At 64.3% G+C, this 14,017-nt stretch carries 7 protein-coding genes; 6 read left to right on the top strand and 1 reads right to left on the bottom strand.

Annotated features, from left to right (window positions below):
• The first annotated feature begins 12 nt into the window (after window positions 1-12).
• Together BVU99_RS11535 and BVU99_RS11530 are read left to right on the top strand one after the other, a co-directional pair.
• Complete coding sequence (locus BVU99_RS11535) at window positions 13-2,922, top strand: condensation domain-containing protein (protein WP_099817635.1); 2,910 nt, start codon at window positions 13-15, stop codon at window positions 2,920-2,922.
• 47 nt (window positions 2,923-2,969) lie between these two features.
• Entirely contained in the window at window positions 2,970-4,202 is a 1,233-nt protein-coding gene (locus tag BVU99_RS11530) for a hypothetical protein (RefSeq protein ID WP_025304962.1), read from the top strand.
• A 220-nt stretch (window positions 4,203-4,422) separates the two neighbouring features.
• On the opposite strand, the gene BVU99_RS11525 is transcribed toward BVU99_RS11530, so the two are convergent.
• A complete protein-coding gene (locus tag BVU99_RS11525; RefSeq protein ID WP_099817636.1) occupies window positions 4,423-6,705 on the bottom strand; it encodes a TonB-dependent siderophore receptor in 2,283 nt (760 codons plus the stop codon).
• 284 nt (window positions 6,706-6,989) lie between these two features.
• On the opposite strand from BVU99_RS11525, the gene fes reads away from it, so the two are divergent.
• The 4 genes from fes to entS all read left to right on the top strand — a co-directional run bounded on the left by fes (window position 6,990) and on the right by entS (window position 13,954).
• Window positions 6,990-8,363, top strand: a complete 1,374-nt coding sequence (gene fes / locus BVU99_RS11520; protein ID WP_099817637.1) for an enterochelin esterase — start codon at window positions 6,990-6,992, stop codon at window positions 8,361-8,363.
• Window positions 8,338-8,544: an MbtH family protein gene (locus BVU99_RS11515; RefSeq protein WP_099817638.1), complete on the top strand. Its 207-nt coding sequence runs from the start codon at window positions 8,338-8,340 to the stop codon at window positions 8,542-8,544. Before fes ends, BVU99_RS11515 begins: the two co-directional genes overlap by 26 nt.
• Before the next feature lie 32 nt (window positions 8,545-8,576).
• Window positions 8,577-12,521, top strand: coding sequence for an enterobactin synthase subunit F (locus BVU99_RS11510; RefSeq protein ID WP_099817639.1), 3,945 nt, complete (start codon window positions 8,577-8,579; stop codon window positions 12,519-12,521).
• 176 nt (window positions 12,522-12,697) lie between these two features.
• Window positions 12,698-13,954: an enterobactin transporter EntS gene (gene entS / locus BVU99_RS11505; RefSeq protein ID WP_033649954.1), complete on the top strand. Its 1,257-nt coding sequence runs from the start codon at window positions 12,698-12,700 to the stop codon at window positions 13,952-13,954.
• The last annotated feature ends 63 nt before the right edge of the window (window positions 13,955-14,017 follow it).

The raw sequence follows: 14,017 nt of genomic DNA, 5'->3' as shown, positions 1-14,017 counted from the left end.
GGAGATAACGCAGTGATCGGTGATTTTGACAGCATTCTGAGCGATGAAGAGGCCCAGCGGCTGGAGAGCGCGTTTCAGGCGCTGGGCGCGCCGTCGGCGAACGGCGAGCGGCCGGTAAGCGAAGCCGAAGAACGGGCATGGTTTGCCCATCTGCAGCAGGGTGACGCACGCGGGCAGCGGGCGCTGGCCTGGCGCCTGACGGGAGAGGTGGATATCGCCCAACTGACGGCGGCGCTGCAAGCGCTGGTGCGGGAAACGCCGGGCGTGAACGTGCGTTACGTTTTTGATGACGAAAACGGTTTGGTTAAACGCGCTGCCGATTCGGCGCCGTTGCCGGTGAGCCTGCGTCAGGTGGCGGATGAACAACACGCCATTTGTCGTCTGCTGCAAGTGCAGGCGGCGCCATTTGAACTGGAAAGCGAAGCGCCGCTGCGCTGCCTGCTGTTGCTCACGCCTGCCGATGACGTGATTTTGGGCGTGGTATTGCATGACATCCTGGCGGAAGCGCTGCCGTGGCGCCATCTGCCGGCGATGCTGTCCGCCCGCTATAACGGAGATGCGATGCCTCTGCCTTTCGCGGCGGCGCCGGTCGAGCTGCCGGAAATCCCGGCGCCACAGCTGCCCTGGGCGCGCCAGGCGGTCTCGCTGCAGGATTACCGCAGCCCGGCGCAGCGTACTGAAGCGTTGCCGCCGGTGGGCGCGCGCGTGGTCACACGCATTGATCGCTCGCTGTTGCCCGCCAACGACACGCCGCGGGCCTTGCTGGCGGCTGTGGCGGCACGGTTTGCCGAGTTCGTCGCCGCGCAGGCCGGCGGCCAAGCGGTGCAGCTGTGCGTGCCGGCCGCAGAAACGGCAGAGTTCGTCGGCCTGGATCTGGGCCTGACGGCGGCGCCGCTGATGCGCCTGACCGTGCAGCATGGCGAGGGCGACGTCGGGCAGCGGCTGCTGGCGCAGGCCGTGGCTGAACAGCCGGATCCGCAGCGGGCGCAGTTGCTGGTGGCCTGGCGTGACGATCTGGCCGCAGAGTGGCGGCTGGAAGGCGTTCACGCCGAACGCCTGTTGCTGCCGCCGCTGCATACGCCGTTTGAACTGGCGCTGCTATTGGGCTTGCCCGAAGCGGAAGCGTTAACGCTGGAGCTGGTCACCGACCCGCGCCTGTCTCCGCACGCGGCGCCTTTCCTGCTGGAGCAGTTCAGCGCGTTCCTGGCCGGGCAGCGAATTGCCGTCGCATTGCCGGTGGCTGAGGCCGTTTCCCCTGTAATGGCCGCGCCGGCGGCGAACGGCGACGCCGACGAAAGCGTTGCGCCGCTGATTTTGCAGGAGTTCCGTGAGGCGCTGGTGGCGCCGGAAATGACCCTGGATGAAGACTTCTTCGATCGCGGCGGCCATTCGCTGGTCGCTACCCGGGTGATCGGCCGCTTGCTGAGCCTGCATCAGATCGAAATCAACATTAACGATCTGTTCAGTCATCCGACGGCGCGCGGGTTGGCGGGCTACGCCAAACGCCTGAACGTTGCGCAGCCGAATGCCGCGCTAGCGATCGCCGACGATCATGAGGGGGCGCAGGCGCCGCTGTCGCTGGCGCAGGAATCGCTGTGGAAGGTGTATGAAGCCTTCGGCCATGACGAGATTTTCAACCTGCCGTTCTCTCTTCGCTTCTTCGATGCGGTAGACGAAACGGCGCTGCACCAGGCGTTTATCGACGTCATGACTCGCCATACCGTGCTGCGTTCACGCTTCGTCGAGCAGCAGGGGGAGGTGGTGCAGGTGGTGGTGCCGGCCGCAGAACTGCCGGATTATCAGTGGTTCCGCTTCTCTCACGAGACGCCGGCGGGTAATGCCGCCGCCCTGTTGGCCGACGCCGGCCAGCACCGGTTCGATCTGGCCGCCGAGCTGCCGCTGCGCGCCACGCTGCTGCGCGATGCGGACAACGGCCAACAGCTGCTGTCGCTGCTGTTCCACCATGTGGTGCTGGATGAATGGTCGCTCAACCTGATGATGGACGAATTGGGCATCGCCTATCGCCATCGCGTCGTCGGCCAGGCGCCGCAGTGGAGCGGGCAGCCGCCGCAGTTCCACACTTTCGCCCGGCAGCAGCGGGCCTCCGGGGTGCAGCAGCAACATCTGGACTACTGGCTTGATGCGCTGCGCGGCGCGCCGGTCGGCCAGCCGATCTTCCGGCAAGAAGCATCCACCCATCCGGCGGTGCCGGCACCGGCGGACGTCAACGGCGGCTGGCTGGAGTTCGAGGTCGATCCTGCCGTGGCGGAAGGCCTGTATCAGCTTGCCCGCCGCAACAACGCGTCGCTGTTCAACGTGGTGTATGCCGGGATTACCTCGGCGCTGCGTCTGCTGGGCGGCCCGGCGGATCTGCTGGTGGGCACCTCGACTTCCGGCCGTAACGACGCCGAGTTCTTCGATACCGTCGGCTATTTCACCACCGTGGTGGTGCACCGCGTGCGCTTCGACGAGGGGCTGACGGTGGCCGGGTTGGTCAGCCAGGTGAAAAACACCATCAATGGCTCGCTGCCGTACACCGACATTCCGATCGATCTGGTGGAAGAAGGGCTGTTCGGCGTGGACGCCGACCGCAAGAACCACATGTTCGAAGTGTTCATCCAGATCCACAGCCGCATCAAGCTGAACGGCGAGTTCCGGCTGCAGGACGGCAGCACGATCGCCTACCGTCAGGTGGAGCCGGAGAAAGCCGAATCGTTGCTCGGCCTGCAGTTTGAGGTGATGGAAGACGATCTGGCCGGGAAGAAATCCCTGCGGGTGATGATGACCTACCGTCAGGACCACTACAGCCGGGAGCAGGCCAATCTGATCGCCGATGGCGTTCAGCACGTCTTTACCCAGTTTGAGCAGCACATCGCTGGCGATATCGCTCTGGCGGCGCTGCCGCCCGGGCCGCAGGCATGACGTTGTTTCACTCTAACCGAAAGCATGATTTTCAAGGAGATAAAAGGATGTCTGGAACCCTAGCAACCCCGCGCGCGCTACTGTCGCTACTGGTGGCGGCCTCTCTGGTGGTCGCCGGCGCCGCGCAGGCGGACGATGTCGGCATCAAACCGCAGGACATCAAGCGCGAGGCGCTATCGTCGACGGTGGTGGAGATGGCCTACAGCACCTCGCAACAGGCGCTGTTCGTCAGCGCGCCGGACTGGAAGGAAGAGGCGCGCTCCCGCGTGCTGCGGCTGGATCCCAACACCCTGGCGATCAAGGCAGAGATCCCACTGCAGGTGAAAGGCTTCGGCGTGGCGCTGAACGACGCGGGCAATCGCCTGTACCTGACGCAGGCCTTCAACGGCGAAGTCGGGGTGGTGGACACCACTACCAACCACGCGCTGGGCAGCATCAAGCTGCTGGACAAAGCGGTGCTGGAGCAGGCTTACAAGCAGGCGGGCATCAGCGGCAAGCGTCTGGATTTCCTGTTGGCGGAGCTGAAGAAATTCAAAATCACCGAGGACTACCTGTACCGCCTCCGAGAGCTCAAGTATGACGCGCAAAGCGGCCGTCTGTTCCTGCCGGGTCTGGGTTTCGGCGTCGACAGCGTGCTGTACGTGGTCGATACCAAAGCCGGCAAGCTGGAGAAAGTGATCCCGGGCTTCGGCTACAACGCGGTGGGCATCACGCTGGATGAGAAGGGCCGTCGGGTATTCGTTTCCAACATGCAGGGGCAGGTGATCACCCTTAACGCCGACACGCTGGCGATCACCGCCACCCACGAAGTACAGGCCGATCAGCTGCTGAACCTGGTGTATGACCCGGCGAGCAATCGCCTGTTGGGCGTCGATCAGGGTATCGATCGCGACGACTACCGTAACCATCATCTGGGGCACGACTACGTGAAGCGCAGCAGTGGCCACCGGGTGTTTGCGCTGGATGCGGACAGCGGCAAAGTGCTGGCCAGCGAGCTGACGGATGAGGTGCCGATCGGCCTGCTGCTCGACGAGCGCAGCCAGCGGCTGTATGTCGCCAACCGCAAAGGCGTGCGCGTGGATCACGGCGCCGGCACGCTGACGGTGTTCGACGCCAAAACGCTTAAACGCCTGCAAACCGTAGACCTGCCGCCGCACCCTAACAGTCTGGCGTTGGATCCGAAAGGCGACGCGCTGTTTGTGACGGTGAAAAACGACGGTGCCTCCACCAAGGCCGGCAAGCCGGAAAGCGTGGTGCGCATTCAACTGCACACCAGGTAACTGAATATAAATATAAAAAAAGGGCGCCGCGGCGCCCTTTCTAGTGGCTGACAAAGGAGGAAAAAGCGTGGATTTTCCTCCTTTGTGGTTATCAGCCGAAAATCAATGAATTGATTTTCCTTGTTTTCTATCTGTCGCCTAATGAAAGCCCGGCAACGTCATCCGCTTTGTCATTTACCTCAAGGGGGGCTGAGCCCCCCTTTGTCGTTGGGTCATGTCATCAGAAGTGGGTGTTGATGCTCATGTAGTAGGTACGGCCCGGTTCGTTGTAGGTGGCCGCGCCCGCGCCGGCGATGTTGATAGCGCCGGTAATCGGGTCGCCCACGTTCTGCGCGTTACCGGCGCGGAACTGGCGTTTGTCGAACAGGTTGTCGATGCCGGCAGTGACGCTGACGTTTTTGGTCAGGTCATAGGTCGCACTGGCGCCGACGACGGCGTAAGGGCTAACCTCGCGGGTTTCGCCGCCGGTGGCCGGTTTACCCTGGTAGTTGTACTTCTTCGGCTTCTGACGGCCGTACCAGGTCAGGGTGGACTGCATCGACAGATCCTGCGTAGCCTGCCAGCTGAGGGTCGAGTTGACGGTGAACTTCGGGATCACCGACAGGTAATCGCCGGTGGTCTTGTTCTTGTTCTCGATCATGTAGGTGGCGTTATTGCTCCAGGTGACGGTCTCACTGACCGGCACGTTCAACGAGCCTTCCAGCCCTTGTACGACCGCTTTCGGTACGTTCTCCCACTGATAGACCGCCGTACCGGTGCTGCTGGTGGCGATGCGCGAGTTACCCGCTTCAATCTTGTTGTGGTAATCGTTGCGGAAGTAGGTGACGCCGGCCAGCCAGCCTTCGTTATGGAACTCCAGCCCGATCTCTTTGTTGACGCTGGTTTCCGCCTTCAGATCGTCGTTACCGAGCAGGTAGCAGCCGTTTCTGACATCGCTGCCCGCACACCCTTGGCCTTTGCTGTACAGCAGGTAGTTGCCGTTGGTCTGGTACAGGGTCGGCGCCTTGTAAGAACGGGCGATGCCCATTTTCAGCGTGAAGTAGTCGCCCAGTTCCTGCGACAGGTTCAGCGCCGGGCTCCAGTTGTTGCCGGATTCTGAATGCAGATCGTAACGCAGACCCGGCGTCAGCATGGTGGTGTCGGTCAGCTCGATGTTGTCTTCGGCGAACAGCGAGAAGATATGCGCGGAAGCGTAAGGGCTGCGCGTGCCGTTGCCCATGCCGGGAATAGTGCCGCCCATCAGCGTTTGGCTGGTGGACGTGCCGTCTTTCATCCGCTGTTGGGTCCACTCGGTACCCAGCGTGGCGGTCTGTGAAACGCCCAGCTCAAACGGCACGCTGACTTCGCTGTGCGCCAGGAAGTCGTCCAGCTTGGTGGTGCCGAAACCGGTATTTTTGGTGTCGAAGATGCCTTCGGTGCCGCCGGCCAGCCCTTCGTTCAGGCGGGTATTGCGGGTGCGCTCGAACTGCACGTAGTTGTTGGTGCTCACGCCGTTGTCCCAGGCGCCGCGGTGGGTCAGGCCGAAGGTTTCACGGTAGATGCGGTTGGTCTCTTTGCCGTAGTTGCTCTGCACCAGGGCATTGGTGTTGGTGTTCTGGGTATCGCCAGAATACAGGTTGCCCTGGCGGCCATAGGCGTACTCGAACTCCAATGACTGCAGATGGGCGAAGTCCCAGTGCAGCAAGGCGTCGATGTTTTTATCGACCACCCCTTCACGCCCGGCGGGCAGGCTGTTGGCGTAGGCGCCTACGCGTTCGGACTTGTGTGATTCGTTAATGTCCCAGGCGTCGGCCTGCGTTTTGCTGTAGCCGCCGAACAGGCGGAAGCTCAGGGAGTCGCTCAGCGGGCCGGACAGGCTGAAGTCGGTGCGCTTGGTGGCGCCTTCCTGCTTGTGCTGCGGCGCGTTGAAGTAGCCATTCAGCGAGCCGTGCAGCGCATCGCCGGCCTTCTTGGTGATGATGTTGACCACGCCGCCCGCGGCGCCGTTGCCGTAGCGCGCTGCGGCAGGGCCGCGCAGCACTTCGATGCGCTCGATCATTTCTGGCGGCACCCAGGCGGTATCGCCGCGCGAGTCGCGCTCGCCGCGCCAGCCCTGACGCACCGAGTTGCGGCTGGAGGCCGGTTTGCCGTCGATCAGAATCAGGGTATTTTCCGGGCCCATACCGCGGATATCGATCTGGCGGTTGTTGCCGCGCTGGCCGCTGGTGGAGTTGCCGGTCAGGTTAACCCCGGGCATGGTGCGGATCAGTTCGCTGATGTCGCGCGCCGGCGGGCGTTTTTTGATCTCTTCGGCGGTGATGGTGGACACCCCCGGCGCCTGCAGGTTCTGCCGGGCGGCGGTCACGACGATGGTGTCTTCGCCGCGCGGCTTTTTATCCGCTGTGCCGCTGTTTTCTTCCGTGGTGGGGGTGTCGGTCTGCTGCGCGGCGTTGGCGAACGCGGACGCGCCCAATCCCAAGCCGATAAGAGTGGCTAAAGAATAACGTGATAGCTTGCTTTTCATTTGAGTGTCCTACCTTGCTGCCATCCCTCGCCGAACGGGGGGAAGGGCGGTTGTAGTTTTTGTGTAGTCGGAAATAGAAAATCGGCTGCGGCAAGGGATGCCATTGATGTATCCCCGATCCCTGTCCGTTGCGCGCAATACCAGCACGATCTCCAAGCCTTACACACTATTGCAAATGCAAATTATTATCAATAGTATTTGGCGTACAGTGCGTTCGGGCGGTGGCCGGCGATAGGGAAAAGTCGACGTTCCCGGTGCCGCCAACTACAAAATGGGTAGGCGTTGTGAATACAGAACTACAGTCAGAAAGCAGCAGATTATTGGCCAGCAGCAATGCGGGCAGTCCAGGGTGGTGGTTGACGGTGGCACGGCGCGGTACGCCATGGGTAGAATCGGCGGGTAACGGCCGTTGGCGAACCACCTTTTTCTGGCGCGATCCTCAGGGATGCGAATTGACCTCCGCCTACCGTCGCGTGTGGATTAACATTAACTGCTTGACCGACCATCACCAGCCGAATCCGCCGCAAAGCCTGCAACGTTTGGCCGGTACCGACGTGTGGTACTGGCAGACCGAGCTGAGCGGCGCCTGGCGCGGCAGCTACTGCTTTATCCCCTGTTTTGACGAGCGGCCGCCGGCGTTCAGCGGCGACGATGCGCACGCCAACATGCACAACCTGCGCCACTGGTGGCATCAGGTGTTCGCCAGCGCCACCCCCGATCTGCTCAACCCTTATCGCTCCTGGCAAAGCGCCAGCGGCCACAGCGTCTCCGGCCTGCACATGCCGGATGCGCCGCCGCAGCCGGTATGGCGCTCGTTCGACGAGTATGAGATCGCCAGCGGGCGCTGCACGCCGCCGCTGCCGGCGCGTTTGCAGCGCCATACCTGGCGCAGTGAGCGCCTGGGCAACAGCCGCGACGTCTGGATCTACACGACCGGCGACAGTAAGCCGACCGAGCGCCCGCTCGCGATCCTGCTCGACGGCCAGTTCTGGGCGAAGCAGATGCCGGTTTGGGAGCCGCTGATGCAGCTGACCCGCGAGGGGGCGTTGCCGGAAGCGGTGTATGTGCTGATCGACATCATTGATCTGCCGCACCGGGCGCGAGAATTAACCTGCAAGGACGATTTCTGGCTGGCGGTGCAGGAAGAATTGATGCCGCAGCTGGCCGACTGGGCGCCGCACAGCGACAAACCGGCCGACACGGTGGTGGCGGGGCAAAGCTTTGGCGGCCTGGCTTCCCTGTATGCCGGGCTGCGCTGGCCGCAGCGCTTCGGCGCGGTGATCACCCAGTCCGGTTCCTACTGGTGGCCGCGGCGCGACATGCTGCAGCTGCCGAGCATTCCCGACGATGCCTGCTGGCTGATGCAGCAGGTGGAACGGCACGGTTTGGGCAACCACGGCGCGCTGAAGGTATTTATGGAAGCCGGTACGCAGGAAAAGCTGGTGCATCGGGTCAGCGGCGAAATGGCGGCACGCCTGAGTGACGCCGGCCATCGGGTGCACTACCGGGTGGTGGAAGGCGGGCACGACGCGTTGTGTTGGCGCAGCGGCCTGACCGATGGGCTGCAGGCGGTCTGGGCTTCCGCTTTCGCCACCGCTTACCCGGCATCGGCGGCGGCACGAGGAACACATGATGGAAAGCCTGAATCCGTTCGATGATCAACAGCAGCGCAGCCTGGTGCTGCGCAACGTACAACAACAATACAGTTTGTGGCCGGATTTCCGCGCCATTCCGTCCGATTGGACGATCGTCTTTGGCCCGGCGGCGCACACCGCGTGCGCCGAATGGCTGGAACAGCATTGGCAAGACATTCTGCCGGTCGCAGCACGCGAGGCGTGACCGGCGCCAGGTAATCACGGGAGCAATAAGCAGTGTCACACACCCCTAACTCTCTCAGCGGCCCGGCGCTTGCGGGCGAATGGCCGTTGGTCGCGGCGCAACCCGGCATCTGGGTCGCCGATCAAATCTCCCCGCATCGCAACGCCTACGCGGTCGCACATGCCATCGAACTCAACGGCCCTGTCACCGTAGAGCCTCTGCTGCAGGCCATCATCCAGGGCCTGAGCGAGGTGGACATGCTGCGCCTGCGTTTTGCGGAACGCGACGGCGTGCCGGTGCAATGGCTGGACGACGCGCTGGCGGTGTACGAGCCGGAACTTGTCGATCTGACGACGTCGCCGGACCCTGAAGCCGCCGCGCGTGCCCTGATGGACATCGATCTGGCGAGCGATCTGCGCGCCGGCAGCGGCGCACCGCTGTATCGCCATGTGGTGATGCGTTTGGCGGATGACCGTTGGTTCTGGTATCAGCGCTATCACCATTTGCTGGTGGACGGTTTCAGCTTCACCGCCATCGCGCGCCGCGTGGCGGCGATTTATACCCACCTTTGCCGCGGTGACGCGCTGGAGCCGACGCCTTTCACGGCGTTCAGCGACGTAGTGGCGGAATACCAGGCTTACCGGCAGGCGCCGGCCTGGCAACGCGACGCCGATTTCTGGCGCGAAAAAGCGCGGCAGTTGCCGCCGCCGGCCACGCTCTGCCCGCAGCCGCTGGCTGGGCAAACGCCCACGCCGCGCATCCATCGATTGGAACAGCGCTGCGATCCGCAGGCCTTCGCCGAACTGGTGCAGTGTGGCGCACAGCAGAAGCTGAACGCCGCCGATATGGCGGTGGCGCTGGTGGCGCTGTGGGTATCGCGCCTGAGCGGCCAACCGAGCTTCAGCGCCGGTTTTATCTTTATGCGCCGCACCGGATCGGCCGCCCTGTGCGCTGCCGGCCCGGTGATCAACGTGTTGCCGATGGAGATGCACCTCGAGCCGCAGGCCACGCTGTATGAGGCTGCCACCCGCATCAGCCGCGAGCTGAAAACGGTGCGCCGCCATCAGCGCTACGACGCCGAACAGGTGCAGCGCGATCTGGGCCGCATCGGCGACGGCGAACCGCTGTACGGCACGGTCTTCAACTTCAAAATGTTCGATTACCAGCTGGATTTCGCCGGTATCGAAGGCATTACCCACGATCTGGCCTCCGGGCCGGTGCGCGATCTGGAGATTGCGCTGTTTATCGACGAACACCATCAGCTGAAGGTGGAGCTGCTGGCCAACGCCGAGCGTTACAGCCGCCAGGAACTGCAGGCGCACCTGCAGCGGTTGCCGCTGCTGCTGGCGCAGTTCGCCGCGCAGGCAACGTTGCCGATCGGCGAAGCCGATATGCTGACCGCCGACGATCACGCGCTGCTGGCGCGGGTCAACGACACGGCGCACCCGGTGCCGGCGACCACGCTGAGCCAGTTGCTGGCGCAGCAGGCGCAAACCACGCCGGACGCACCGGCGCTGGCGGATGCGCATTTCAATTTCACCTACCGCGAAACGCGCGAGCAGGTTACGGCGCTGGCGCGCGAGCTGGTGGCGCAGGGCGTGCGGCCGGGCGACATCGTGGCGGTGGCGCTGCCGCGTTCGGTGTTCCTGTCGCTGGCGTTGATGGCGATCGTGGAAGCGGGCGCCGCCTATCTGCCGCTGGACACCGGTTATCCGGACGAGCGGCTGGCGATGATGCTGGAAGACGCCGCGCCCCGGCTGGTCATCACTAACCCGGCGCAGCAGGCGCGTTTCGCCGACAAGGGCGAAATCTTGCTGTATGACGCGCCGCTGGCGGCCGATCACGCCGCCGGGGTGGCGATCGCGGGCCCGACGCCGGACCATGCGGCCTATATCATCTTTACCTCCGGCTCCACCGGGCGCCCGAAAGGCGTGCTGGTCGGCCATCAGGCGATCGTCAACCGCCTACTGTGGATGCAACACCAGTATCCGCTGGGGGCGGACGACGCGGTGCTGCAGAAAACGCCGTGCAGTTTCGACGTCTCGGTGTGGGAATTCTTCTGGCCGCTGATGGTCGGCGCCCGGCTGGTGATGGCGCCGCCGGAGGCGCATCGCGATCCGCAGCAGCTGCAACAGCTGATCGCACAACACCGCATTACCACGATGCACTTCGTGCCGTCGATGCTGGCGGCTTTCGTGGCCGCACTGGACGACGACGCGGCGGTGGCGAACTGCGCCGCGCTGCGCCAGGTGTTCTGCAGCGGCGAAGCGCTGCCGGCGGAGCTGTGCCGCCTGTGGCAAAGCCGCACAGCGGTGCCGTTGCACAACCTCTACGGCCCGACCGAAGCGGCGGTGGACGTGACCTGGCATCCGGCTTACGGCGACGCACTGGCGAAAGTGACCGGCGCCAACGTGCCGATCGGCCTGCCGGTATGGAACACCGGGCTGCGCATTCTGGACGCGCGCCTGCGGCCGGTGCCGCCGGGCGTGGCGGGCGATCTGTATCTGACCGGCGTGCAGCTGGCGCACGGCTACCTGGGCCGGCCGGATCTGACCGCCAGCCGCTTTGTCGCCGATCCGTTCGGCGAGGGCGGGCGCATGTACCGCACCGGCGACGTGGCGCGCTGGCTGCCGGACGGCACGGTGGAATATTTGGGCCGCAGTGACGATCAGCTGAAGATCCGCGGGCAGCGTATCGAGCTGAGTGAAATCGACCACGCCTTGCTGTCGCTGCCGGGCGTGCGCCAGGCGGTGACGCACGCGCTGGTGCTGCAGGGCACGCCGGTGGATGCCGGCGGCGATGCGCGCCAGCTGGTGGGCTATCTGGTGATGCAGCCTGGCGCGAGCTGGGATGCGCAAGCCCTGCGCGCGGCCCTGGCCGACCGTCTGCCGCCGCACATGGTACCGGTGGCGCTGGTGGAAATGAGTGATTTGCCGCTGAGTGCCAACGGCAAGCTGGATCGCAAGGCCTTGCCGCAGCCGCAGGGCGGTGAGCGCAAGGCAGGACGGCCGCCGCAGGCCGGGCTGGAAAGCGAGATCGCGGCGGTGTTCGCCCGTTTGCTGCAGCGCGAGCAGGTGTTCGCCGACGACGATTTCTTCGCGCTCGGCGGCCATTCGCTGCTGGCGATGCGGCTGGCGGCGGAGCTGCGCCGCGATCTGGGCAAGGCGGTGTCTGTCGGCCAGGTGATGGTGGCGTCGCGCGTCGAGCAACTGGCTGTCTTGCTGGCGGAAGATCGCACGCAGGAAGAGGCCGATCGCAGCGGCTTCGACAGCGTATTGCCGCTGCGCGTCACCGAGGGGCCGACGCTGTTCTGTCTGCACCCGGCGTCCGGCTTCTCCTGGCAGTTCAGCGTATTGCCGCGCTATCTCGATCAGCACTGGTCGCTGGTCGGTATCCAGTCACCGCGGCCGGATGGCCCGCTGGCGCTGAGCGAAGATATGGATCAGGTGGTGGATGCCCACCTGCAGACGGTGTTGCAGGTCCAGCCGCACGGGCCGTACCACTTCATCGGCTACTCGCTGGGCGGCACGCTGGCCCAGGGCATCGCCGCCCGGCTGCAGGCGCGCGGCGAAGAGGTGGCGTTCCTCGGCCTGCTGGATACTTATCCGCCGGAGACCCAAAACTGGGACGTGATGCTGGACGACAACGTGTTGAAGGAAGTGCAGCGCGAGCGCGAGCAGTTTCTGGCGGTGTCGCAGGATACGCTCGATCCGGCGCTGGGCGAGACGCGCACGGCGATGTTCGACAACATCGAAGCCAACTACGCCGATTCGGTGCGGTTGCTGTCGCACACGCGTACCGCTCGCTTCCACGGCCAGGCGACGCTGTTCGTCGCTAAACGCACGCTGCAGGAAGGGATGGACGTGCAGCAGACCTGGTCGCAATACGTCGATGCGCTGCAGGCGCACGAGCTGGACTGCGCGCATGTCGATATCGTTTCGCCGGCGTCGTTCAAAGTGCTGGGGCCGCTGCTGAACCGGATCTTGCGCACGCTGTGATCGCGCCCGTCATCTCGCCGCCAGGCACGGGGATTACCCCGCGTGTGGCGGCGTTTCTTGCGGTTGCTCACAATTGAATATCAATGATTTTTATTATCATTATTGATTTCGTCATCTGTGCTAGCATAGCGCTCCGCAATTGCAGAATCCCCGTTTAAAGATGTGGTGAACAACCGATGAGTAGCAAACCCTCCATCCTGCTTGATTTCAGCCTGTTGAAAACTAACCGGGCTTTCCGCGCGGTGTTCTGCGCGCGCTTTATCTCCATTGTGGCGCTGGGGTTGATGGCGATCGCCATCCCGGTGCAGATCCAGGCGCTGACCGGTTCCACCCTGCAGGTCGGGTTGGCGGTGACGCTGGCCGGCGGCGGCATGTTCGCCGGGCTGCTGATGGGGGGCGTATTGGCCGATCGCTATGAGCGGCGCCGGTTGATCCTGTTCGCGCGATCCACCTGCGGCATCGGCTTCGTCGGCCTGTGCCTCAATGCCCTGTTGCCGTCGCCTTCGCTGGCGGCCATTTATCTGTTGGCGGTGTGGGACGGTTTCTTCGGCGCGGTGGGGGTGACGGCGCTGCTGGCGGCCACGCCGGCGCTGGTGGGCCGCGAAAACATCGTGCAGGCGGGCGCCATCAGCATGCTGACGGTGCGCTTCGGCTCGATTCTTTCCCCGGCGATTGGCGGCCTGGTGATCGCCCATATGGGCATTGCCTGGAACTACGGCCTGGCGGCGTTCGGCACCCTGCTGACGCTGCTGCCGCTGCTGAGCCTGCCGCAGCTAATGCCGCCACCGCAGCCGCGTGAACACCCGCTGCGCGCGCTGGCGGGCGGCTTCGCCTTCCTGTTCCAGAACAAGGTGATCGGCATGGTGGCGCTGATCGGCGCGCTGCTGACCATGGCCAGCGCGGTGCGCGTGCTGTACCCGGCGATGGCGGAAAGCTGGCACATCGACGCTGCCCACCTCGGTTATATGTACGCCGCCGTGCCGCTCGGCGCGGCCATCGGCGCGTTCACCAGCGGGCGCGTGGCGCACGTGGCGCGCCCCGGCTGGGTGATGCTGCTGACGGCGATCGCGGCGTTCGCCGCCATTGGCCTGTTCGGCCTGATGCCGTGGTACAGCCTGGCGTTGCTGTGCCTGGTGGCGTTCGGCTACCTGAGCGCGCTGAACTCGCTGCTGCAATACGGCCTGATCCAGAGCCTGACGCCGGACAACTTCCTCGGCCGCATCAACGGCCTGTGGACGGCGCAGAACGTGGTGGGCGATGCGCTGGGCGCACTGCTGCTGGGGGCGATGGGCGCCTTCATGCTGCCGGCGATGAGCGCCAGCGGTTTCGGCTTCGGCGCCGCGCTGCTCGGCATCCTGTTGCTGTTCGCCATGACCGGTTTGCGCCAGGTGACGTTGCACAAACCGGAGCCGCAGCCCGCTACAGAAAAGTAGTCGAACGCGTTAAGACAACGCTGTGGGATCAAATAGCAATGCTTATCATCGGCATGCGTAAAA

Origin of the sequence: Serratia sp. OLAL2 (assembly GCF_002752475.1) — a bacterium.
Classification (GTDB): domain Bacteria; phylum Pseudomonadota; class Gammaproteobacteria; order Enterobacterales; family Enterobacteriaceae; genus Serratia; species Serratia bockelmannii.
The sequence above is the reverse complement of the archived record's forward strand: the minus strand, read 5'-3'. Positions and strand labels throughout refer to the sequence as shown.